This window comes from Pseudocolwellia sp. AS88 (genome assembly GCF_030551755.1).
Taxonomy (GTDB): Bacteria; Pseudomonadota; Gammaproteobacteria; order Enterobacterales; family Alteromonadaceae; genus Pseudocolwellia.
In genome coordinates this window covers 38,890-61,548 of record NZ_JAUPEC010000010.1, presented here as the reverse complement: position 1 = coordinate 61,548, position 22,659 = coordinate 38,890, and the positions used below count along the sequence as shown (strand labels likewise).

Here is a 22,659-nt window from a genome sequence, read left to right as displayed (position 1 = left end):
AGGAAACCATCAATAAATGAAAATAAATTGTACAAATTGCTTTCTTAAAATACAAAAAAGATATTATGATAATACAATCTGTTACCCATGGCACCTTGCATTATAAAATGTTGGGTTTAAAGTATAATTTACATAGCTTATATTCTTTACTTTTTAATTTCTCTTTATAAAATTTTACACCATAGGTCAGACCAAGAACTTATAGCCTTATTAGGTTCTTGATAAGTTATTTTGTTCAGAATGTAATTGTTGTTAATACATTTTATGATCTGAGAAGCTAAGTCATCCGGATTGTCTGGTTCGAAAAAAGAGGCATTATCATAGCTACCCAAAGTTTCTTTAGCATAAGGTAAATTTGAAAGTATTATAGGTTTCTCATAATATTTTGCTTCAGTTATTGGAAGCCCCCAAGTTTCAAGTTTACTAGGAAAAATGAATAAATCAGAAGCTGAAATTTTTTGTAATACTGCCTCATGTGTTAAATTCCCTATAAGCTTGACGTTATCTAAATTAGAAGATTGTTTCAATATTTTTTTTGCATAAGGGTTTTCATCTCCCGTAATAGTAAATTCTACATTTATTTTTAATTGTGTATTACAGTTGATTATTTTTGTTGCTTCAATGATAACTTCAAAGTTTTTAAAACTTCTTGGCAAAGCTGGATATACAATTAACGTCTTTTCACTATTTCTATTTTCTTTAGTTAAGTGGTGTCGTTTAATATTTAGGCTTGGTTGACAAACAATTACTGAAACTTGATTTGTTAATCTTGATAATTGCTCACCAATCCAATGTTGTTGAACTATAATTGCTGAGTTTGAATTTATATTTATTCTATACAAATATTTATATAATTTTGTAAAACAATACATTTTCCAATCAAGTCTGATATCAGATATTGACATCTTATAAAAAGGACTTGGATTATGACAATATACAAATTGCTTAATATTTTTAGGTAAAATAGGGGACATATCATGTAAAGACAACCAATGAGTATATTTGTTTCTTTTTGCAATTCGATAACAATCTATATATTCAAAGATAAAGCGGTATAGCCAATTTTTTTTAGGATACTTTATTTCAATCAGATTTACACCTTGGGTATTATGACCAAAAAATAATGATTTATCATTAGTATATATATCTACACGATCAAATGGTGAGTTGTTAAATGATTTAGCAACTTCCAATAAGACTGTTAATGGGCCGCCTGATACTAAATTGACTGCAGAAATAGCTAATTTATTCATATGTTTACCCATTTACTTTTTGTTCTATCAAACTTCTTTATTACTCGTGCTGGGTTGCCAACAGCTAAAGAGTCAGCTGAAATGTTTTTGGTTACAATAGAACCGGCTCCAATAATTGTATTATCGCCAATCGTAACACCCGGAAGAATATTGACTCCTTCACCTAACCAAACATTGTTACCTATGATTACTATTTTCGAAGAAAGCTTACGTTTAATGACTGGTTTATGAAACTCTGTTTCTTCATTCACAAATTGACCATGATTATGGTCTGTTATAAAAACTTTACTTGCAATTAGAACATCATTCCCAATGATTATCTTCTCCATAACCCCTATATGAACATAATCATTAACTTGAACACGTTCACCTAATATCAATTGACTATTTTTTTTTAAACAATCAATTCTTAAGCCAACGCCAGATGTAAATTCATTCCCAATAATAAGCTCTCCCATATTTCTTATGTAGAAAGGTCGCCTTACAACTTTTACATGCTTTCCAAAATAAATTCTTGAAATTAACACATCAAAAACTAACCGTAGTAAACCAAGAAACCCATACACTCTAAATAATTTCATTATATATACCTACCCAATTCATGATTTCCCTTTCATTTTTTTTGTAAAAAGAATCATAAATAGATTTTCGAGATTCTGAGCCTATAATCGATAATGTTGAATTTATATCAGAGTGTGACTCAACAACATACTGACCCAAAAGTGTATCTTGTAGATTAAAATCCATAGTAACAACAGGGCAGCCATACATTAAAGGTTCATAAAGTTTTATTTGCACACCACCTCCAGAAATGGTTGGGTTAAGCGAACAATAAGCCAGAGAATATAACCTGTCTAGTTCACTCTTATCTACTAGCCCCATATATTTAATGTTGGTGAATTTATGGCTGTTAAAATACCCATCATCCTTACCTGTAACAACTATTTCATATTCGTGTCCGAGGGATAGAGATAAGGGAATAACGACTTTGGTAAATGATTCTAAATTTGGGGGGTGGGTAAAGTTTGTTGGTAATAGAATGATTTTTTTTCCATGCTCACCCATTAATTTTGCGTTAACAAAATTAATGGGTGAGAAATGTATTCCAGAAGTTAAAATCTCTCTTGGGAGAAGTTCATTTAATTTTTCACTGTCTGAATTAGATAAAGTTACAACCTCATCCATTAATGACAATAATTTCTTTTCATACTTTTTTACAGACCATTGTAAATAGTGCCTCAGTAAATATGCCCCTTTTCTTTTTTTATAAATGTCATTAACTAATAAATATTCCACGTTATGGGCACAATAAACAAATTTCGTTTTCTCGAACCTTATTTTAATTCTTTCATCATATAAAGCTGTAGATGTCAGCCCTTCATAGATAACAGCATTATAATCAGTACTAGATAAGACTTCTTCAATAAACTTTTCTCCTTCATAATACATCGAGAAAAAAGGTTGGCCTTTAAATATACATTTTATTAAATTATGAAAATTGACTTTTTTACGGACATGAATATTAGCTTTTTCTTTATCGTCAGTGTTGTTGTCCTTGAAAATAATAACATCAATATCAAAACCATTATTGATTAACGCCTGATAGCGATTATACACACATAGCTGGTAACCACTTGTAGGGGTGGCGAAGTTTTCAGATGCAATAAGAAGTATTTTTTTCATCTTTACCCTTCTTTATTAATACGGTTAATAATCTGATTGTACTCATAAGCAGTTATTTTTTGATCAGAAAAATAATCTATATTAATTAGAAATTTTTCAAGATAACCAGCTAATTCTCGATCAGTAAAATTGCTATACAACGCTCTACCAAGAGTTATTACATTTTTTCCCATAAGTTTCGCTTCCAGACCAACCGTAGAATTTACAGTCACAACAATATTTGAGTTTTTAATCATTTCAAAGGTATTATCATTCATCAAGTAACAATTACTCTGTTTACTAAAATCATTTATAAACCCTATATAATCAGTTTCAGTTTCAGCCGGGTGTGGTTTAATCACCAAAGCAAGCCCTTTTTTTTCTGAAATTTCATACGCTTTAATCAAAGCTTCTTGTAAATTTACGTTGGAGTTTAAGAGCACTTGACTATCCGAAACTACTTGTAATGGGAAAAAAACAAACTTTACGCCACTTGGAATATTTTTAGTTTCATAATAAGTATTAATTTTAGATTTGTTGTTAATAATAGGTTCTGAAATAGGTGTTATACCACACATAAATCCGAGTTTATCAAGGTAATGAATAAATCTTTCACTAAGAGATCTGTTTTTTATAGACTGTTGTACTATATGCACTTTCAACTTTTGTTGAATATATTTTATCCTCCATGTTTCATACTTAGTTAAGTCATCGCATACAAACTGATTATTATCATTTTTTACATCATTGTATAGCTTAGACTTCGCATTAACACCTAATGGGTCGACAAAAACTTTCCCTTTTATATTTGCATTTTCAAAATAAAGAATATTGTTATTTCCATTTTCTTTTGCAGCATCTACTACTGCACTTTCCAGTGTCCTAGAGCCATTCCAAACAAATACTTGATCTTCATTCCTAATATTTTTGCTTGCCGTTATTCTGGCTGAATTATATAAAGTTTTTGCTTGTTTAGATGTAACCCAACCCGCTAAATAGTCTTGCATATTTTCAGCACGTGAATTATCAGTAGTTAGATTAGTGTTCTTCCGTATTATAACCGAACAGATGCCTATTGATCTCATATATAAATAGAGACCTAGCCTGTGTGTAATGTACAGTGATTTCGTATTAGATGCTTGGTCAATTCTCTTAAAGAAACGAAAGCGCTCAATACAATCAATAATATAAATATTTTTCAAAATCTAAACCTTTAGCGAATAAAAAAAAGTTTCCTATTTTCATAGGTTAAATAACAAGCCACTAATAATTCTGCTGTAATTACTGCATAGGCTGCAGAATAAATCCCTATTATTGATTTAAATGCAAAAACTATAATAGTGAGTGTCAATGCACTTAATAACGATGCTCTTAACAATATATGATAGTCTCCTCTATGCACGCATCCTAGGATCCCTAATACATTACTAACTGACACAAAAAAAGTTCCCCAAAGTAGTATTAATAAAAGATCAATAAATATTTTTGGTTCACTTATTGAAAACCAATTAACAAGTAGGGCAGAAAAATTATATATAATGACAATAGATATGGAGTTAAACAAAAATAAAATTATTAGAACTTTGGATATTATCCTCTTATGCTCTAAACCTTTTTCGAAATAAGGTAACAAACCCTGTACTAAGGGATTGTTCAATGAACATACTGTTCTAAAAATCTTCTCACATATAGAATAAACTGCAACAAATTCTGGTAAGAATATTTTTGATAAGATAAAAGGCACTCCCACGGTTGTAATTGAGTTTAATACCCTTGAGAGACTTATACTCCATGACTGTTTAAAAACATCGAATACATCATCCAACTTGAAAGAAGATAATTCTAATTTTTTATACAAATACAGATACAGATGTCCAGCAACATTGAGTATGAAAAATGATAATGTATAAATAATCAGTAAGTCTTCTGATGAATCTGCACAAAAATAAATAAGAATTAGCAATACAATCTTTTGAAGCGTTACCATAAAACTATAAACTGTTAAATGTTTTATACCTTGATATATCCATGAAGGGGACATACCAATACAAATTGCAAGCAATATATCGATAAGATTTAAGTGTAAATAGTGGGTTAAAATAGGATAAGTTGATATTAAAGCTAATGAAATCAATATTTTAGTGTAGAATGTTCCCAAATAAGAACTGATCCCTTCATTAGCTATACTCCGAACACCGTGATAATTACATCCAAACTCTACTAAGACACTAACAAGTAAAGCTAATGAATAACTTGAAATAAAAACACCGTATTGCTTTATACCAACATTTGATATCATTAATGGAATACTAACAATTGGAAATATATAATTTGACAATTGGACAAACGCTAAATTAATCGTATTTCCATTAATAACCTTCAAAAACTCTTCCTCAACCAGCGATCAAATAATTTGACTAATATAATAGCTAAAATAACCTTGTATATTAATATTATTATACCGTAGTCAGAAATTGAATTAATCAAAGTTACACGAGAAGGATAAAATATCAGTATTGAATACAAAACAAAACTATTGACACTATAAAATGCTCGTTTAAAAAGGATAAAAAAGTATTTGTAAATAGCAATTGTAAATATCAGATACGTTAAAATTCCGAATACACCAAAATTGCTGAAGGACTCTGAAAAAGAAGAAAAGTCCAATCCGTATGTGGTGGGAATTTCCATAAAATCATTAGTATATTGAGCAAATGTTACCGGCTTATCTTCCCAAATCCCCCTAGGAATGATTGACAATGGTAAACCTATTAAATAATACCCATAAACATAACTTTGCTCTTCTATAACTTTATCTATAAAGTTAAATGAATTGGGGTATATTGCATCAAATCTTACTGCTAACATATATATGAATGAATCTAAATTAACAGTCATTCCAGATCTAAGTACACCTAGGTACAATATAACAATTAGGGCTACAGATGAAATTAAGATCAGTCTTCCTATTTTTACATTTGAACCATACATTAATTTAGCTAAAATAAAAACAACCAAAACAAAGACAATATTACCCCTTGAACCGGATATATAAGCTATAAAAAATCCAACCGATAATAATATCAAATAGATAGAATACACGCTTAATTTTTGATATGTTTTCCCTGAAATATAGAAAACAGAATAAGCGCTTAATATAACAATTATAGTTATTGGAGTTTGCCACAATAATGCGAGAGGACCTGAAGCCATTGTTTTCACTGCCATCCTAAGTGAAAAAGGGTCATTTAGCACTGATAGTAAAGTAACACCGACAACCTTAAGTAATATTAATGATATGATTATAGATAGGGTTGATACTGTCAGGACAAGTATCAATAACTTTCTTATCGAAATTCCATCTGAAAATCTTAGTTCACTTAACTTTGAAAAATGGCTTTCTTTTTTTATTGTTTTTAATAAAAAGAATAAATTTGCAACAAAGTATATTACTGAAAAAAACAAAATTATACATATGACTAAATAATCGTTTTCTAAATTAACTTTTCTTAACCCTGTTTTATATAAGTATATTGGCAACAAAAAGTAAAAGCACGCTAACAATAAATTTACAAAATAAGGTGATGCATAGACTTTTTGCATTAAATTTTCCTTGGTTTATTTTTAAAAATAAACCTTAAAGAATTTTTAATACGGAATAAGAGATGTTTATAAAAAATACACTTGTTATTACTAGCTTTACCATACATGCTTTTTTTATATCTGAATTTTAGTATAGTAATTCTCATTTCTATTTTATACATTTCAACTATTACGTCCAAAGCATGTTTGAAAGTAACTCTATGCGCTTGACTGAAGCATTAAAGTTAAATAATTGTTTAAATAGTCAATTGGCTTGTTTATCTTTTTTACAAATACAATGACTATGCCTGTGTTCATCTTAATTTGTTAATAATTCTTTTGCTAACCATGTTCTTATTGATTTCATTCAATAAGGTCAATTGAGATGAAATGTATATATTTAATGACAGCATTGTTACTTATTCACCTTTAATAAATTTATTCTCCGTTGAATGCTTTCATAACCTGGAATAAGTTTGGATGAGATTTATATAGTTTTCAATTCACTAAAATATGAACTATTTTCTTGTAGTCCAAAAGATTTTATGATTATTACAATATCTACTAATATGTTCTAGACTTCAGATTCTTTACAAGAGTTACATTGGTCACTATTACAAATTTAAATAAAACTTATGTTGTTACTAAGGAGGTCCTTAGATGAGCTATATTTAAAACAAATATCTCACTGAATTTCCTTTATGTTTATAGTCATTTAATTAATTTGTTGTTTACTTAATTATTTTTAAAATATCTAATTAAAACAAAAAGTACTGATAATATTCCGCCAAGCATTGCACCTAATACAACAATTAAAGCACGCTTGGGACCACTCTTTTTATCAGGGACTTGAGCAGGGTCTATTGTTTTAAAAACATATTCTTTTTTTACTTGTGCAAGCATCATGGTTTTTGTTTGTTCTTCAATTAGCTGATAAAACACAGTTTCCATATTAGCTACTTGGATGTTTTCCAATTCATTTTTCAAATACGCTATAGACTCTTGAGTTTCTTCTTTTTCTTGGTTTCTTACAAATTCATTAATGTCTTTTACAAAAAGTACCAACCAAGCTTTGCTTAACGTTGGAGAGAAAAACTCAAGTTCAAGAGTGATCAATGAGTTTTCTTTATCTTGAGATACTGTCAATATTTTTTTAAATTCTGTATAAGCTTCCCAAGGGGTCGGTTCTGGTGTTTGAGGTGGTTTAACTTCTCTTATCCATTTTTGAGATGCTTCGTCATATAACTCTTCATTTAATATTAAAGTGTCAGTTATTTTATTCCATTTCTTTGCTGCCATTAATGGCACTAATAAATCATGCTTTTTGATGAAGTTTTCTATAAATGAACGAGATTCTAGAGTAGCTAATGCAATAGATGTTTGATCGCCACCACCGCTGCCTAGATTGATACCTGCTAGACTTGCTAAACCACCAAACTGTCCAGCTAAAGCACCTAATCCACCGCTACCACTTTGTGATGAAACAGGAGAAAGTAGTACCGAAGCTTTATATACATCAGGTTTTGATAGGGCGTAAAATACTGAGGCAACAGCAAATACAAAGGTTATGGCTATAATGATAAACTTACCCGCCCATATGGCACGCCAAAGTTCGGCTAGGTCAATCTCGTCGTCTTCTACTTGAGGGGAGTTGTATTCTTGAGACATAGAAGCGGTACTTTCCTTGGTATGTTTATTTTCTATATGTTGAACGTTATTTTTGCAATTATTCTGCAACCTTACGTTGTAACAATAAGATAATGTAGCAACTAGATGATTTGTTGAGCATATGACAACAAAAGACGGGCCATTATAAAGTAATGCTTTTGAAATTGTAAACTCTGATTAAGTAAATAAGTGTAAATGGATTTTTATCTTAGTTTTTCTAGCTCATTTTTTATTTTTATGCTTGTTTAATGTACTGATTTTGTTTCTTGTTAGCATGTGTAGCTGTCTATTAAATCGGTGTTGTTTCAAATTGTTAATTAAATAGTGACTTTATTTTGTATATTGGCAAAATTATCTGGCTAACCTTTATTGAACATTTAAATAATAAACGAGTACCTAAATCTTCTGATTTTTGATAGAATCGCGTCAATTTTTTACCGAGAGGTTGTTTTACATGAACGTAATTGAAGCTAATTTCGATGCTAAAGGCAAAAAAGTTGCCATTGTTGTTTCTCGTTTCAACAGTTTTGTTGTTGAGAGTTTATTAGAAGGTGCTGTTGATGCGCTTAAACGTCACGGTAACGTTGCAGATGAAGATATTACTGTAATTCGTGTACCTGGTGCATATGAGTTACCTGTTGCAGCTAAGCGTGTTGCACAAAAAGGTGGTTTTGATGCCATTATTGCTATTGGTGCTGTAATTCGTGGTGGTACTCCACATTTCGATTTTGTTGCTGGTGAATGTAATAAAGGCCTAGCGCAAGTTGCTATGGAATATACATTACCTGTAGCGTTTGGTGTTATTACTACCGATACTATCGAACAAGCAATTGATAGAGCTGGCCTTAAAGTTGGTAACAAAGGCGCTGAAGCTGCATTAAGTGCTTTAGAAATGATTAATGTTTTAGAAAAACTATAAGTTTTATCTTATATTTTTAATGTTAGTCGTTAGTCAATTTTTATTTATATTTGGATATACCTGTGAAGCCATCACCTAGAAGAAAAGCCAGAGAGTTAGCTGTTCAAGCTGTTTACTCTTGGCAGTTAAGTCAAAATGCTGTGAACGAAATTGAAACTAATTTTTTAGTGGATAATGCTGCACGTCGTTTTGACATCCCATTTTTTCAACAATTATTTCGTGGTGTAACATCATCAGTTAACGAATTAGACGCAATAATTTCTCCTCATGTTGATCGTCCGATTGAAGATGTCGATCATGTTGAGAAAGCCGTGATCAGAGTGGCTATTTTTGAATTGAAAGAGTGCTTAGATGTACCTTACAAAGTAGTGATCAACGAAGCGATAGAGCTTGCTAAGTCTTTTGCTGCTGACGATAGCCATAAATTTGTGAATGGTGTACTTGATAAAGCGGTTAAGTTAATTCGTAAAGAAGCTTAATTTTTATCTGTTTGTTATTGCTTATTTATACAAGCTTTGCGGTATGAACTTCACAGTATTATTTTAATTTTATAAAGCTAACATTATGTTAGCTTTATATTTTCTATTCTTGCCTATAGTTTTTTATAAAAGTATTTGAGCATTACCATATTTAATGTGTTTATTTAATGATGCATTAAACAATTATATTTGAATATTTCCATGAAAGAATTTGATTTAATTAGCCGTTATTTTTCACAACAAGCCGCTAAACGTAAAGATGTCGTTTTAGGTATTGGTGATGATTGTGCTTTATTAGCTCCTGCTGAAAACCAACATATTGCCGTTACAACCGATACTTTAGTTGCGGGTGTACACTTTCCTGAAAATACATCACCTCGCGCTATTGGCCATAAGGCCGTTGCTGTGAATTTATCTGATCTCGCGGCTGTGGGTGCTGAACCAACCTGGATATCGTTAGCATTAACTTTACCTAGTGTTGATGAAGAATGGATATCTGAGTTTTCGATGGGTGTTTTTGAGCTGTGTGAATATTACAATGTTCAGTTGGTGGGCGGCGATACAACGCAAGGGCCATTGAGTATTACTATTACAGCACAAGGTATTGTGCCTAAAAGTAAGTTTATTCGTCGTTCAGGTGCTAAAGCTGGTGATTGGCTTTATGTAACTGGCGAATTAGGTGATGCAGCATTAGCATTGCAAAATATTCAAGGTAAGGTGGGTTTAGCTGAGTCTGTTAAAGGCCAAGTGCTTCAACAATTAGATTATCCTAAACCTAGAGTATTAGCAGGGCAAGCGTTAAGAGACTATGCAACTTCTGCGATTGATATTTCAGATGGTTTATTAGCTGATTTAGCGCATATCTGTAAAGCTTCAGAGGTTGGCGCTAAAGTTATTTTAGAAAATGTTCCTATTTCTGCTGCTATGTTAGAAACTTTAGGCAGAGAGAAGGCGATTGAATTGGCCGTTAGTGGTGGCGATGATTACGAATTGCTATTTTCTGTATCTGAAGATAATAAGGTAGGCATGGAAACAGCTTTGTCTAATTTAGGTATTCCTCATACCTGTATTGGTCAGTTAAACCGACAAGAAACCATTACTACCGTTTTAGATGGCGAAAAGGTTATTTTGAATGGTCAAGGCTTTGAGCATTTTGCTGAGTTAGTAGAATAAAATGACTAAATCGAATAAAGCACCGGTTAAATTTACTCTTTCAAATCCTATTCATTTTTTGGCTTTAGGTTTTGGTAGTGGTTTAAGTCCTAAGGCTCCGGGTACTTTTGGTACTGTAGCGGCTATTCCAGTATTCCTTCTATTCACGTTTTTTACGCCTTTAATTTATGCTATCGCCACGTTAGTTGTTTGTATTGCCGGTATTTATATTTGTGGTAAAACGGCTGAAGATGTTGGCGTGCATGATCATGGTGCTATTGTTTGGGATGAAATAGCTGGTTATTTGATCACTATGTTTTTAGTGCCTGTTAGTTGGCAGAGTATTTTAGTTGGATTTATCTTGTTTCGCATTTTTGATATTTTTAAACCTTGGCCTATTTCATATTTAGATAAGTATGTACATGGTGGCTTTGGTATTATGATTGATGATGTTGTGGCGGGCTTAATGGCGCTGGCATGTATGCATTTTATTTTTTAAGCTCATACTGCAAAGTTAGGGTTTAAAAATTAGGGTTTAAAGTTAGAAGATAACTTTATATATTCTTCTAATCAGTATGCAGTTGGCGTTATTTCAAACAATGATTATACCAAGTTGATTAATTAACTGCTCATTTTTAACGGTTAAAATTAATAATGACGGCGTTATAAAATTTATAAGTAGAATAACTACTTACTAAATTTTATGCCTTGTAATTATCCATTTTTCCTCATGAAAAAGTAGATCACTTAATTAATCAAATTGGTATTAGCACAATAAAAAAGGTAGACATAATGTCTACCTTTTTTGGTTTTAGTCTTTACGTTAGCTACTACAAAGCTGGCTAAATGACTCGCACAGCTTTGTGTATAAGTCGTTTAGTGAAGTATTCTAGCTTTTACTGTGCCTTCAATTTTCTTAAGCTCTTTAAGAGCTACAGCACTGTCTTCTGTTTCAATATCTATTACAACGTAACCAATTTGATCGTCAGTTTGTAAGTACTGAGCGGCAATATTAATATCTAATTTAGTGAAGGCTAAATTGATTTTATTTAAAATACCTGGTTGGTTTTGGTGTATGTGTAATAGTCTGCTTCTACCTTTACCGCCATGGCTTGGTAATGATACTTCTGGGAAGTTAACAGCAGAAAGTGTAGAGCCATTGTCTGAGTATTTAGCTAATTTGCTTGCTACTTCTAAACCAATGTTTTCTTGAGCTTCTTTTGTGCTACCACCAATGTGAGGCGTTAAAATTACATTGTCGAATGCACGTAATGGAGACATGAACTCTTCATCATTACCTTTTGGCTCAACAGGGAATACATCGATAGCTGCGCCAGATAGTTTTTTACTTGCTAATGCGTCAGCTAGTGCATCTATATCAACTACGGTACCGCGTGATGCGTTAATTAATATTGCGCCATCTTTCATGTTGGCTATTTCTTCTGCACCAAACATGTTTTTAGTTTGTGGGTTTTCAGGAACGTGTAAGCTTATAACTTCACACTCTTGTAATAATGATTTAAGAGATGATGCTTGGCTAGCGTTACCTAGTGGCAGCTTAGTTTCAACATCGTAAAACTTAACTTTCATGCCTACAGTTTCAGCTAAAACACCTAACTGCATACCAATATGGCCGTAACCAATAATACCCAATCTTTTACCACGTGCTTCAAATGAACCAGCCGCTGATTTATTCCATTCGCCACGGTGTGCTTGTGCGCTTTTTTCTGGAATACCACGAAGTAATAATAATGTTTCACCTAATACAAGTTCAGCAACTGAACGAGTATTTGAGAATGGTGCATTAAATACAGGAATACCTAAAGTTTGTGCTGCTTTAGTGTCTACCTGGTTAGTACCAATACAAAAACAACCAATAGCTACAAGCTTCTTAGCATGGCTAAGTACTTTTTCATTAAGGTTTGTACGTGAGCGAATACCAATGAAATGTACATCGGCAATTTTCTTAATTAAATCTTCTTCCGATAAAGAGGTCTTTAAATATTCTATATTGCTATAGCCTTGCGACTTCAGCTCTTCCAGTGCGCTTTCATGTACACCTTCTAGTAATAAAATTTTGATCTTTTCTTTAGCGAGTGAAATAGTACTCATGATATTTAAATTCTCTTAATGATTGGGTTTAGCCAGTGGCTAACAAAATTTAAAGTTTTGGATGTCTAGCCATCCAAGTCTAAGTGTAAATTAGCATATAGTGCTTAAACTCTAAAGCGTTAATTTATGATTTTTGCACCTTCTGGTGTACCAATAATTAAAGTGTCTGCTGGTCTGTTAGCAAACAATCCATTGGTAACAACGCCTACAACGGCATTCAGGTCATTTTCTAGGGCTTTAGGGTCTAAGATTTTTAAATTGTGTACATCTAAAATTACATTACCGTTATCGGTAATTACGCCAGTGCGATAAACAGGATCTCCGCCTAGCTTTACTATTTCTCTAGCAACGTAGCTTCTTGCCATCGGGATAACTTCAACAGGGAGAGGGAAGGCGCCTAAAAGCTTAACTTGTTTAGAGCTATCGGCAATACATACAAAGGTTTTTGCTACAGCAGCAACTATTTTTTCTCGTGTTAATGCTGCGCCACCACCTTTGATCATATGCATGTGAGCATTTATTTCGTCGGCACCATCAACGTAAACATCAATTCCGTCTACGTTATTTAAGTCAAATACTTCAATGCCTAAAGCTTCGAGTCTTTTGGTGGATTCTTCAGAGCTTGAAACAGCGCCAATGATGCGATCTTTAATTGTGCCTAGCGAATCGATAAAATGGTTAACTGTTGAACCAGTACCTACGCCAACAATAGTGTCATCTTTAATGAAATCTAGTGCTTTGATAGCGGCGGATTTTTTCATTTCATCTTGTGTCATGCTAAGCCTTTTATATAAGTGTGAACAAATATAACTATTTTTGATCAACACTGAATGGGCTCAGCGAAGTTTCAAACGCTATATATGAGTAACTAGTGGGACAATTTTTGTGCGCGAATTATACACTATTCACTATTATAAAAGCGATAGGCTTATAACATTATGATGGGGATTTATTAAATTAAAATTGATAGTTTTGTGTTGGTGTTATCAGCTCAGGAATAGGGATGTCCCAATACTCGGTAGGAATAGATGATACTAGCTGACAGTTATGGGCTAAGCCTATTGGGTATGGGCGCGATTGTTTATCAGTTTTATATTGTTCAAACCAGCTTTGAAGGGTTCTATCATAAAAGCCTCCACCCATGCCTAATCGGGCGCCAGTTTCATCAAAAGCCACTAGAGGCGTAAAGATGATATCAATGTTTTCTATATGTTGAATAAGGTTAACATTCAATTTAGGTTCAGAGATCCCGAAACGGTTTTTACACATTTCTGTTTCAGGTGTGTAGTTTAAAAAGAGCAAGTGACCTTGACTAAAAGGATGAATAACAGGTAGGTAAACTTGTTTGTTGTTTGCCCAACACCATTCAATAAATGCCAAGGTATTCAGTTCGCCGTCGTTGGCTAAGTAAATAGCAATATGTTGTGCTGAAACTACTTTAGGGTGAGTGGTTAATCGCTCTGATAGCTGAACAGCTGCCATAGTTTGTTCATTGTTACTAAGCGCTAGTCGCTTTTCTCTGGTGATTTTTCTGAGTTGATTTCTGTTATCCACAATAAGCCTATTTCACTGTTGGATGTGTTTTATATTTAACCTATAAAAGTTAATACCTCTAACAATAATTATTACTGTTAGAGGTATTTAAGTTATTCACTGAGCAAAAGTGAATTTTAACTTAAGCTGTTTGAGATGCTTCTTTTTTCTCTTGAGCTTCACTTTCAGCAAGTAATTCCCAAAATCTAGTCTTAAAGCCAAGTATCAATACAACAATACCAATACCAATACTAAATACACTGATTTGCATGTATAACGCTGGAATTTGTTCAACATTATTTGGATCAAAGTTACCTGCTAATAAACCAGAAATGATGTTACCTATTGAGTAGGTTAATACAAATACACCCATCATTTGACCTGCGAAACGTTTAGGCGATAACTTACTTACAGCACTTAATGCTGTTGGACTAAGTATTAATTCACCTACTGTATGTAAGAAGTAAGTAGCTACTAACCAATAAGGTGCTACCTTTAAACCTGATGCTGCATACTGAGAAGCAAAAAACATAACAATAAAACCACTTGCCATAATAATTAAGCCAATTGCACATTTTAAACCGTAAGCTGGTGTTACTAATCTTTGACCTAACTTCATCCATAAAGCAGCAAAGAAAGGTGAAAGAATTACGATAAACATAGAATTAGTTGATTGGAACCATGCGGTAGGTATTTCAAAAGCGCCAACCATTCTGTCAGTATAATCGCGAGCAAATAAGTTAAGTGAAGAGCCTGCTTGCTCAAAACCCGACCAGAAACATGCTGAAGCAATACAGATTAATAATAGTGCGGCTAGTCTTAGCATTTCACTTTTAGTTAAATTACCAAAAAGATATATAGCTGCGTAATAAGCAACAAAAATAAGCGAGAATACTATGGCTGTATTTTGAGCTAAAACAACTGGCTCAATAGTTAATACACCTTGAAAAACTAAGGTTGTAACTACAGCGACAAGAACTAAGAAAGTTGTAATCGCTATCCAAGATATTTTAGCGCCTTTAGGTGATAAAGGAGAAACAGGACCATCGCCTACTTCGTTTAAGTTAGGCGTAGTGAGTTTATATTGAATTAAACCTATACCCATACCTATAGCTGCAGCACCAAAAGCCCAATGCCAACCCATGTTGGTTGCCAAGTAGCCACAAACAATATAACCAATGAAAGAACCTAAGTTGATACCCATATAATAAATGGCGTAACCTGCATCTCTGCGTCTATCTTTTGGTGAATATAATTGACCTACCATTGCGCCAATATTAGGTTTAAGTAAGCCGGTACCTATAATGACTAATATTAAACCGATAAAAAATGTGTTGTCGTTTGGAATAGCTAAAACAATATGACCAAGCATAATGATAATGCCGCCATACCAAATAGCTTTTTGACCACCTATTAATCTATCGGCAATCCAACCGCCAGGTAGCCCCATAAAATAAACACTACCTGTATATAAACCATAGATAGCTGAAGCTGATAAAACTGTTAATGCTAATCCGCCTTCTTGTAGTGTTGCTGTCATAAAAAGAACAAGTAGGGCGCGCATGCCGTAGTAACTCATTCTTTCCCACATCTCTGTGAAGAAGAGGGTGGTTAAGCCTGCGGGATGTCCGAAAAACTTAGTGTCTTGAATTTCTTGTGATGATTGTTCCATTCACATTACCTTTTATTATTAGATGGTCTTGTATAAAAAATGTTGAGGTTGAAGCTTATAACTTCAACGTTGGAGAAAATGTACCATTAAAATCTGTTATAAAATAGTAACTAGCAGGCAAATAGAGTTATTAAGCGTAATTTTTCGTGTTTGTAAGTGTGAATGTTTATTTAATGATCTGACTAAATTGTATAATTAAGTGATATAGGTTTATTTTGATTATTGTTTAATAGTAAGATACCGACAATTATTTAGAGTTATAACGAGCGGGTTAACATAGTATATGTCGCATTCATTAAACGATGTAAAAATTGGAATTATTGGTTTAGGTTATGTAGGTTTACCTTTAGCTGTAGAATTTGGAAAAAAGTACCAAACTGTTGGTTTTGATATACATGAAAAACGTATAACAGAATTAAAAGCGGGCCACGACTTTACACTGGAAGTATCTTCGGAAGAATTAGCTGATTCAGCACATATTAGTTACTCATGTAACGTTGACGACTTAAAAAGTTGTAATGTTTATATTGTTACTGTTCCAACTCCTATTGATAAACATAAACAACCTGATTTAACACCTTTGGTTAAAGCAAGCGCAATGCTAGCTAAAGTGATTGAAAAGGGGGATGTTGTTGTTTATGAATCTACCGTTTATCCAGGTGCTACAGAAGAAGTCTGTATTCCTGAAATAGAAAAACATTCAAGTTTGGTGTTCAACCAAGATTTTTTCGCTGGCTACAGCCCAGAAAGAATTAATCCTGGCGATAAAGAACATCGTGTAACTAATATTCTTAAAGTAACTTCAGGATCTACTGCAGAAATAGCTGAATTTATTGATCAATTATACGGTTCAATTATTACGGCTGGCACTTATAAAGCTTCTTCTATAAAAGTAGCTGAAGCCGCTAAAGTTATTGAAAATACTCAGCGTGATTTGAACATTGCTTTGATTAACGAGTTAGCGGTCATTTTTAATAAATTAGAAATTGATACTGAAGAAGTGTTAAAAGCTGCTGGAACCAAGTGGAACTTCTTACCATTTCGTCCTGGCTTAGTTGGCGGACATTGTATTGGTGTTGATCCATACTACTTAACTCATAAAGCTCAAGCGATTGGTTATAACCCTGAAGTTATTCTTGCGGGTCGTCGTATTAATGATGGTATGGCTGAGTATGTTGTATCTCAATTAACTAAAACTATGATCAAGCGTAAGTTACAAGTAAACGGTGCTAACGTATTAGTGATGGGTTTAACGTTTAAAGAAAACTGTCCAGATGTTCGAAATACTAAAGTTGTGGATATTTTATCTGAGCTTGGTGAATATGAAATGAACGTTGATGTTTATGATCCTTGGGTTAATCCTGCGGATGCAAAACATGAATATGATGTTGATTTAATTGCTGAACCTGAAGCTGGCAAGTACGATGCTGTTATATTTGCAGTTGCTCATCACCAATTTAAAGCAATGAGTAACAGTGATATTAAAGCCTTGATGAAACCTGAACATGTTATTTACGACTTAAAATATATGTTAGATATGGATTTTTCTGATATTCGTTTATAGGTTACATTTGTAGACTTTATTGAGAAATAACGTTCAATTTAGCGTTTAATAAACCAAATATTTACTCTGTAGATATTTGGTTTTTTTGTTTTTAGTTAAGCAAAAATTAAACTGTAAAGTTTGAAGTTTAGCGGCTTAGGAGACTTAGAAACCTGAAATTTATTCAGGTGTTACTTTCTCTCTTAAAATCCCGTACTTTTTAATGTTATACTCTTTATATGAATAAATAATCAAATGACTAATTTCTCAAATGATTATTTCACCTTAGTTCGGGGCAGACGGAAAACTCAATGAATCGATATCAAGAAGTACAAAGCAACTTAAAGAATAATTCGAAGAAATGGTTAATTACAGGATGTGCTGGTTTTATTGGGTCGAACCTACTTGAAACATTATTACTTCTCAATCAAGAAGTGGTTGGTTTAGATAATTTCGCTACAGGCCATCAAAAAAATCTAGATGAAGTTCAATCACAAGTATCAGCAGAACAGTGGGAAAAATTTACCTTTATTGAAGGTGATATCCGAAATGTTGATGACTGTCATAAAGCTGTAACTGGCGTTAACTATATTTTACATCAAGCTGCATTAGGTTCTGTACCTCGCTCGATTGCTGATCCGATTATGACTAACTCAGCTAACGTTACCGGCTTTTTAAATATGCTAGTCGCAGCTAAAGAAGCTAAAGTTGAAACTTTTGTTTATGCAGCTTCAAGCTCTACTTATGGTGATCATCCGGCATTACCTAAAGTTGAAGAAAATATTGGTAAGCCTTTATCGCCTTACGCAGTAACTAAATACGTTAATGAATTATATGCTGATGTGTTTTTCAAAACTTATGGATTAAATACTATAGGTTTACGCTACTTTAATGTATTTGGTAAAAGACAAGATCCTGAAGGCGCTTACGCAGCTGTTATTCCTAAGTGGACATCATCTATGTTTAATAATGAAGATGTGTTTATTAATGGGGATGGCGAAACTAGCCGAGATTTTTGTTTTATTGAAAACGCAGTACAAGCTAATATCTTAGCGGCAACGTCAAACGACGAAGCTAAAAACAATGTTTACAATGTGGCAGTAGGCGACAGAACAACATTAAATATTTTATTCGATAGCTTGAAAAGTGCTTTAGGAACAAACGACATTGCTTACGATAAGTCACCTGTTTATAGAGAATTTAGAGCTGGCGATGTAAGACATTCACAAGCTGATATAGGTAAAGCTAAAAGCTTACTTGGCTATGATCCTGAATTTAGAATACAGTCAGGTATTGAAAAAGCAATGAGTTGGTACGTGAGTAATCTATAAGATATCGACTTAGATGTAACTTGATTCACATTTTTATTAAGAATTTTAAAACTTTTACACAAACTTTAATCGGAATACATAAGGGAATTTGATGCCAAATAAAATTACAAAAGCAGTAATACCAGTAGCAGGACTAGGAACGCGTATGCTACCTGCCACTAAAGCAATACCAAAAGAGATGCTACCAATTGTAGATAAGCCTCTTATTCAATATATTGTTAACGAGTGTATAGCTGCCGGTATTAAAGAAATCGTATTAGTAACTCATTCATCAAAAAATGCTATTGAAAACCATTTTGATAAATCATTTGAGTTAGAAACAACGTTAGAAAAGCGTGTTAAACGTCAGTTGTTAGAAGAAATTCAAGCTATTTGCCCTAAAGGTATTACGATTTTACACGTACGCCAAGGTGAAGCTAAAGGCTTAGGTCATGCGGTATTAAAAGCTCAACCAATTATTGGTAACGAACCTTTTGTTGTTGTTTTACCTGATGTTATTTTAGATGAAACTACGGCTAACTTAAAAACTGAAAACTTAGCAGCGATGTTAACTCGTTATGACGAAGTAGGTCACAGCCAAATTATGGTTGAGCCTGTTCCTATGGAACAAGTAAGCAGCTATGGTGTTGTTGATTGTGGTGGAGAAGACTTGGTTGCTGGCGAGTCAAAAGCTATGACAGCTGTTGTTGAAAAACCTGATGTTGAAGATGCACCATCTAACTTAGCGGTTGTTGGTCGTTATGTACTTTCTGAGAAAATATGGAAATTACTTGCTACTACTGCACCAGGTGCTGGCGATGAGATTCAATTAACTGATGCTATTGATAGCTTAATGGAACTTGAAACAGTTGAAGCATTCCACATGACGGGGAAATCACACGATTGTGGTTCTAAGTTAGGTTACATGAAAGCTAACGTTGAATACGGATTACGTCATCCTGAAATCGCTGAAGACTTTAAAGCTTACGTTAAAGCATTAGTGGGTTAATCGGTATTGATTGAAATGAAATGACGTTATGTAACGTTATTACATCTAAATGCTTTATCTTTTATAGCCTTTTAAATAAAAACCTATAGCCTTTGGCTGTAGGTTTTTTTATTTGTAGTATTTCAACTAAAAGCTAAGTGCCACTCAAACTATCGCCATAATAAAGGCAAAAACCTCTGACACGATTTAGCCATCAATCATTCCCTTTGCTGTTATTCTTATTTCATCTAAACAAGTCGTTTCTTATATGGAAGCGTTTATCAAGCTGTGTCATTATATCGCTACTTAAATTAGACAAAAGTTAGTATACAGCGATGAATTTAACTCACTTACAGAAACTTGAAGCTGAATCAATCCACATTATGCGCGAAGTTGCGGCAGAGTTTGATAACCCTGTTATGCTTTATTCCGTAGGTAAAGATTCAGCTGTATTATTACACCTTGCTCGTAAAGCTTTTGCTCCGGGTAAAATCCCATTTCCATTATTACATGTAGACACTACATGGAAGTTCAAAGAAATGATCGCCTTTCGTGACGAAATGGCTAAAGAATATGGCTTTGAATTATTAGTACATAAAAACCAAGAGGGAATTGACGCAGGTGTTGGTCCATTTACTCATGGTAGTGCTAAACATACTGATCTCATGAAAACTCAAGGCTTAAAACAAGCATTAGATAAATATGGTTTTGATGCTGCTTTTGGTGGCGCTCGTCGTGATGAAGAAAAATCACGCGCAAAAGAACGTGTTTATTCTTTCCGTGATAAAAATCACCGTTGGGATCCAAAAAGCCAACGTCCAGAGTTATGGAATATCTATAACGGTAAAGTAAATAAAGGCGAAAGTATTCGTGTTTTCCCTCTATCTAACTGGACTGAATTAGATATTTGGCAATATATCTACTTAGAAAGTATCAAGATTGTTCCTTTATATCTTTCAGCCGTACGTCCTGTTGTTGAACGCGATGGTACATTAATTATGGTTGATGATGATCGTATGCCGATTGAAGAAGGTGAAGAGATACAAATGAAAAATGTACGTTTTCGTACATTAGGTTGTTACCCACTTACCGGTGCCGTTGAGTCTGACGCAGCAACTTTGCCTGAAATCATTCAAGAAATGTTATTAACAAAAACTTCTGAGCGCCAAGGGCGTGTTATTGACCATGATTCATCTGGTTCAATGGAGAAGAAGAAAATGGAAGGTTACTTCTAAACCTTTGTTAAACAAACTTGAAACAATATTCGTAGAGCGGAAGCATTAAATAAGTCCGCTATACCGTAAAAATTAAACGTAAATTAGGCGATAAGCATTAGCTGTCGCACAAATTTCGAAAGGAACAATCATGAGTCCAGATACAGGCTTACTTGAAACAGATATTGAAGCTTATTTAAAACAGCATGAAAATAAAGAAATGGTGCGTTTCTTTACATGTGGTAGCGTTGATGATGGTAAAAGTACTTTAATTGGTCGTCTATTACACGATTCAAAAATGATCTTTGAAGATCAGTTAGCGGCTATTGAAAAAGACAGTAAAAAGTCAGGTACTACCGGCGAAGAAGTTGATTTAGCTTTATTAGTTGACGGTCTGCAATCAGAGCGTGAACAAGGTATTACTATTGATGTTGCTTACCGTTACTTTGCCACAGATAAACGTAAGTTTATTATTGCAGATACTCCGGGTCACGAGCAATACACACGTAACATGGCAACAGGTGCTTCAACATGTGATTTAGCGATTATATTGATTGATGCGCGTCATGGTGTACAAGTGCAAACACGTCGTCATTCATTTATTTGTTCATTGTTAGGTATTAAGCATGTATTAATTGCTGTGAACAAAATGGATTTGGTTGATTTTAGCCAAGACCGTTACCAAGAAATTAAAAAAGAATACCGTGAATTTGCTGAAGACTTATCGTTTGAAGATGTACGTTTTGTGCCTATTTCAGCATTAAAAGGGGATAACGTAGTAGAAGAAAGTACCAACATGCCTTGGTACCCAGGCGCTACTATGATGAAGCTATTGAATACTATCAAAGTTGATGGTGATGAAAGCTTCACACAGTTTAGATTTCAAGTGCAATACGTAAATCGTCCTAACTTAGATTTCCGTGGTTTTTCAGGTACGGTTGCATCAGGACATATTCGAGTTGGTGACTCTATTGTTACGCTTCCATCAGGTAAAGAAAGTACCATTAAGTCGATTGTTACGTTTGAAGGTGAAATTGATCGTGCTGACAAAGGCATGGCGGTTACACTAACATTAGACACTGAAATTGATATTAGCCGTGGTGAGTTAATTGTTAAGAAAGACAATTTACCTGTTACGTCGAAAGAAATTAATACCACAGTGGTATGGATGCATGAAGATGAATTAGAACCAGGTCGTGATTACTACATTAAGCATGGTAGTAAAATGACGTCAGGCCACGCAATTAATGTTGAGCATCGTATTGATGTAAACAGCATGAAAAAAATTGATGTTGATCAACTGGCGCTAAACGAAATTGGTTCAGTAAACTTTGAGTTGGAAGAAGCACTACATTTTGATGCTTACAACGATAACAAAACATCTGGCGCATTTATCATTATTGACCGTTTAAGTAACATCACGGTGGGTGCTGGTATGATCAATCACGCGATTGATGCTAAAGATGAAAAAACTTATTCAGAGTTTGAAATTGAGTTTAATACACTTGTTCGTAAGCATTTCCCTCATTGGGGTGCACGAGATATTTTAAAATCTAAATAGCTCTTTATTGA

General features: G+C 33.5%; 20 protein-coding genes. 9 read left to right on the top strand and 11 right to left on the bottom strand.

Annotated features, from left to right (window positions below; all coding sequences use genetic code 11):
* Positions 1-164 precede the first annotated feature (164 nt).
* The 7 genes from Q5N69_RS09085 to Q5N69_RS09055 form a co-directional block, all read right to left on the bottom strand.
* Complete coding sequence (locus tag Q5N69_RS09085; protein WP_304368574.1) at positions 165-1,253, bottom strand: glycosyltransferase; 1,089 nt, start codon at positions 1,251-1,253, stop codon at positions 165-167.
* The gene (locus Q5N69_RS09080; protein ID WP_304368573.1) at positions 1,250-1,834 is read right to left on the bottom strand and encodes a DapH/DapD/GlmU-related protein; all 585 of its coding nucleotides are present in this window, start codon (positions 1,832-1,834) and stop codon (positions 1,250-1,252) included. Before Q5N69_RS09080 ends, Q5N69_RS09085 begins: the two co-directional genes overlap by 4 nt.
* Positions 1,821-2,936 carry a glycosyltransferase gene (locus Q5N69_RS09075; RefSeq protein WP_304368572.1) on the bottom strand — a complete coding sequence of 372 codons (1,116 nt, stop codon included), beginning with the start codon at positions 2,934-2,936 and terminating at the stop codon, positions 1,821-1,823. Before Q5N69_RS09075 ends, Q5N69_RS09080 begins: the two co-directional genes overlap by 14 nt.
* Positions 2,937-2,938: 2 nt before the next feature.
* Positions 2,939-3,922 (bottom strand): hypothetical protein, encoded by a 984-nt coding sequence (locus tag Q5N69_RS09070; protein ID WP_304368571.1) that lies wholly within the window; start codon positions 3,920-3,922, stop codon positions 2,939-2,941.
* A 206-nt stretch (positions 3,923-4,128) separates the two neighbouring features.
* Positions 4,129-5,298: a lipopolysaccharide biosynthesis protein gene (locus Q5N69_RS09065; protein WP_304368570.1), complete on the bottom strand. Its 1,170-nt coding sequence runs from the start codon at positions 5,296-5,298 to the stop codon at positions 4,129-4,131.
* Positions 5,295-6,518 carry an O-antigen polymerase gene (locus Q5N69_RS09060; protein ID WP_304368569.1) on the bottom strand — a complete coding sequence of 408 codons (1,224 nt, stop codon included), beginning with the start codon at positions 6,516-6,518 and terminating at the stop codon, positions 5,295-5,297. Before Q5N69_RS09060 ends, Q5N69_RS09065 begins: the two co-directional genes overlap by 4 nt.
* 714 nt (positions 6,519-7,232) lie before the next feature.
* Positions 7,233-8,165 (bottom strand): Wzz/FepE/Etk N-terminal domain-containing protein, encoded by a 933-nt coding sequence (locus tag Q5N69_RS09055; RefSeq protein ID WP_304368568.1) that lies wholly within the window; start codon positions 8,163-8,165, stop codon positions 7,233-7,235.
* Positions 8,166-8,619: 454 nt separating this feature from the next.
* On the opposite strand from Q5N69_RS09055, the gene ribE reads away from it, so the two are divergent.
* The 4 genes from ribE to Q5N69_RS09035 all read left to right on the top strand — a co-directional run bounded on the left by ribE (position 8,620) and on the right by Q5N69_RS09035 (position 11,214).
* On the top strand, positions 8,620-9,084 hold the full coding sequence (gene ribE / locus Q5N69_RS09050) for a 6,7-dimethyl-8-ribityllumazine synthase (RefSeq protein ID WP_304368567.1): 465 nt from the start codon (positions 8,620-8,622) through the stop codon (positions 9,082-9,084).
* 62 nt (positions 9,085-9,146) lie between these two features.
* Positions 9,147-9,563 (top strand): transcription antitermination factor NusB, encoded by a 417-nt coding sequence (nusB, locus tag Q5N69_RS09045; RefSeq protein ID WP_304368565.1) that lies wholly within the window; start codon positions 9,147-9,149, stop codon positions 9,561-9,563.
* A 201-nt stretch (positions 9,564-9,764) separates the two neighbouring features.
* Positions 9,765-10,736, top strand: a complete 972-nt coding sequence (thiL, locus tag Q5N69_RS09040; RefSeq protein ID WP_304368564.1) for a thiamine-phosphate kinase — start codon at positions 9,765-9,767, stop codon at positions 10,734-10,736.
* A 1-nt stretch (position 10,737) separates the two neighbouring features.
* Positions 10,738-11,214 carry a phosphatidylglycerophosphatase A gene (locus tag Q5N69_RS09035; protein ID WP_304368563.1) on the top strand — a complete coding sequence of 159 codons (477 nt, stop codon included), beginning with the start codon at positions 10,738-10,740 and terminating at the stop codon, positions 11,212-11,214.
* Positions 11,215-11,591: 377 nt separating this feature from the next.
* On the opposite strand, the gene serA is transcribed toward Q5N69_RS09035, so the two are convergent.
* The 4 genes from serA to Q5N69_RS09015 all read right to left on the bottom strand — a co-directional run bounded on the left by serA (position 11,592) and on the right by Q5N69_RS09015 (position 16,032).
* Positions 11,592-12,827 (bottom strand): phosphoglycerate dehydrogenase, encoded by a 1,236-nt coding sequence (gene serA / locus Q5N69_RS09030; protein WP_304368562.1) that lies wholly within the window; start codon positions 12,825-12,827, stop codon positions 11,592-11,594.
* A 119-nt stretch (positions 12,828-12,946) separates the two neighbouring features.
* On the bottom strand, positions 12,947-13,603 hold the full coding sequence (gene rpiA / locus Q5N69_RS09025) for a ribose-5-phosphate isomerase RpiA (RefSeq protein ID WP_304368561.1): 657 nt from the start codon (positions 13,601-13,603) through the stop codon (positions 12,947-12,949).
* A gap of 181 nt (positions 13,604-13,784) precedes the next feature.
* Positions 13,785-14,381: a 5-formyltetrahydrofolate cyclo-ligase gene (locus Q5N69_RS09020; protein WP_304368560.1), complete on the bottom strand. Its 597-nt coding sequence runs from the start codon at positions 14,379-14,381 to the stop codon at positions 13,785-13,787.
* 121 nt (positions 14,382-14,502) lie between these two features.
* Complete coding sequence (locus tag Q5N69_RS09015; protein WP_304368559.1) at positions 14,503-16,032, bottom strand: peptide MFS transporter; 1,530 nt, start codon at positions 16,030-16,032, stop codon at positions 14,503-14,505.
* A gap of 283 nt (positions 16,033-16,315) precedes the next feature.
* Here Q5N69_RS09015 and tviB point away from each other — a divergent pair, with 283 nt between their 5' ends.
* From tviB to cysN, 5 genes are all read left to right on the top strand, one after another.
* Positions 16,316-17,596, top strand: a complete 1,281-nt coding sequence (tviB, locus tag Q5N69_RS09010) for a Vi polysaccharide biosynthesis UDP-N-acetylglucosamine C-6 dehydrogenase TviB (RefSeq protein ID WP_304368558.1) — start codon at positions 16,316-16,318, stop codon at positions 17,594-17,596.
* A 290-nt stretch (positions 17,597-17,886) separates the two neighbouring features.
* Positions 17,887-18,906, top strand: a complete 1,020-nt coding sequence (locus Q5N69_RS09005; RefSeq protein ID WP_304368557.1) for an NAD-dependent epimerase/dehydratase family protein — start codon at positions 17,887-17,889, stop codon at positions 18,904-18,906.
* A gap of 91 nt (positions 18,907-18,997) precedes the next feature.
* Entirely contained in the window at positions 18,998-19,894 is an 897-nt protein-coding gene (gene galU, locus Q5N69_RS09000) for a UTP--glucose-1-phosphate uridylyltransferase GalU (RefSeq protein ID WP_304368555.1), read from the top strand.
* Positions 19,895-20,208: 314 nt separating this feature from the next.
* A complete protein-coding gene (gene cysD / locus Q5N69_RS08995; RefSeq protein WP_304368553.1) occupies positions 20,209-21,108 on the top strand; it encodes a sulfate adenylyltransferase subunit CysD in 900 nt (299 codons plus the stop codon).
* Positions 21,109-21,238: 130 nt separating this feature from the next.
* Entirely contained in the window at positions 21,239-22,648 is a 1,410-nt protein-coding gene (gene cysN, locus Q5N69_RS08990; protein WP_304368552.1) for a sulfate adenylyltransferase subunit CysN, read from the top strand.
* The last annotated feature ends 11 nt before the right edge of the window (positions 22,649-22,659 follow it).

Bases quoted from the DNA above. Each gene is read 5' to 3' on its own strand.
- Q5N69_RS09085 (WP_304368574.1), bottom strand. From the start codon at position 1,253: ATGAATAAATTAGCTATTTCTGCAGTCAATTTAGTATCAGGCGGCCCA.
- Q5N69_RS09080 (WP_304368573.1), bottom strand. From the start codon at position 1,834: ATGAAATTATTTAGAGTGTATGGGTTTCTTGGTTTACTACGGTTAGTT.
- Q5N69_RS09075 (WP_304368572.1), bottom strand. From the start codon at position 2,936: ATGAAAAAAATACTTCTTATTGCATCTGAAAACTTCGCCACCCCTACA.
- Q5N69_RS09070 (WP_304368571.1), bottom strand. From the start codon at position 3,922: ATGCAAGACTATTTAGCGGGTTGGGTTACATCTAAACAAGCAAAAACT.
- Q5N69_RS09060 (WP_304368569.1), bottom strand. From the start codon at position 6,518: ATGCAAAAAGTCTATGCATCACCTTATTTTGTAAATTTATTGTTAGCG.
- Q5N69_RS09055 (WP_304368568.1), bottom strand. From the start codon at position 8,165: ATGTCTCAAGAATACAACTCCCCTCAAGTAGAAGACGACGAGATTGAC.
- ribE (WP_304368567.1), top strand. From the start codon at position 8,620: ATGAACGTAATTGAAGCTAATTTCGATGCTAAAGGCAAAAAAGTTGCC.
- thiL (WP_304368564.1), top strand. From the start codon at position 9,765: ATGAAAGAATTTGATTTAATTAGCCGTTATTTTTCACAACAAGCCGCT.
- Q5N69_RS09035 (WP_304368563.1), top strand. From the start codon at position 10,738: ATGACTAAATCGAATAAAGCACCGGTTAAATTTACTCTTTCAAATCCT.
- serA (WP_304368562.1), bottom strand. From the start codon at position 12,827: ATGAGTACTATTTCACTCGCTAAAGAAAAGATCAAAATTTTATTACTA.
- rpiA (WP_304368561.1), bottom strand. From the start codon at position 13,603: ATGACACAAGATGAAATGAAAAAATCCGCCGCTATCAAAGCACTAGAT.
- Q5N69_RS09015 (WP_304368559.1), bottom strand. From the start codon at position 16,032: ATGGAACAATCATCACAAGAAATTCAAGACACTAAGTTTTTCGGACAT.
- tviB (WP_304368558.1), top strand. From the start codon at position 16,316: ATGTCGCATTCATTAAACGATGTAAAAATTGGAATTATTGGTTTAGGT.
- Q5N69_RS09005 (WP_304368557.1), top strand. From the start codon at position 17,887: ATGAATCGATATCAAGAAGTACAAAGCAACTTAAAGAATAATTCGAAG.
- galU (WP_304368555.1), top strand. From the start codon at position 18,998: ATGCCAAATAAAATTACAAAAGCAGTAATACCAGTAGCAGGACTAGGA.
- cysD (WP_304368553.1), top strand. From the start codon at position 20,209: ATGAATTTAACTCACTTACAGAAACTTGAAGCTGAATCAATCCACATT.
- cysN (WP_304368552.1), top strand. From the start codon at position 21,239: ATGAGTCCAGATACAGGCTTACTTGAAACAGATATTGAAGCTTATTTA.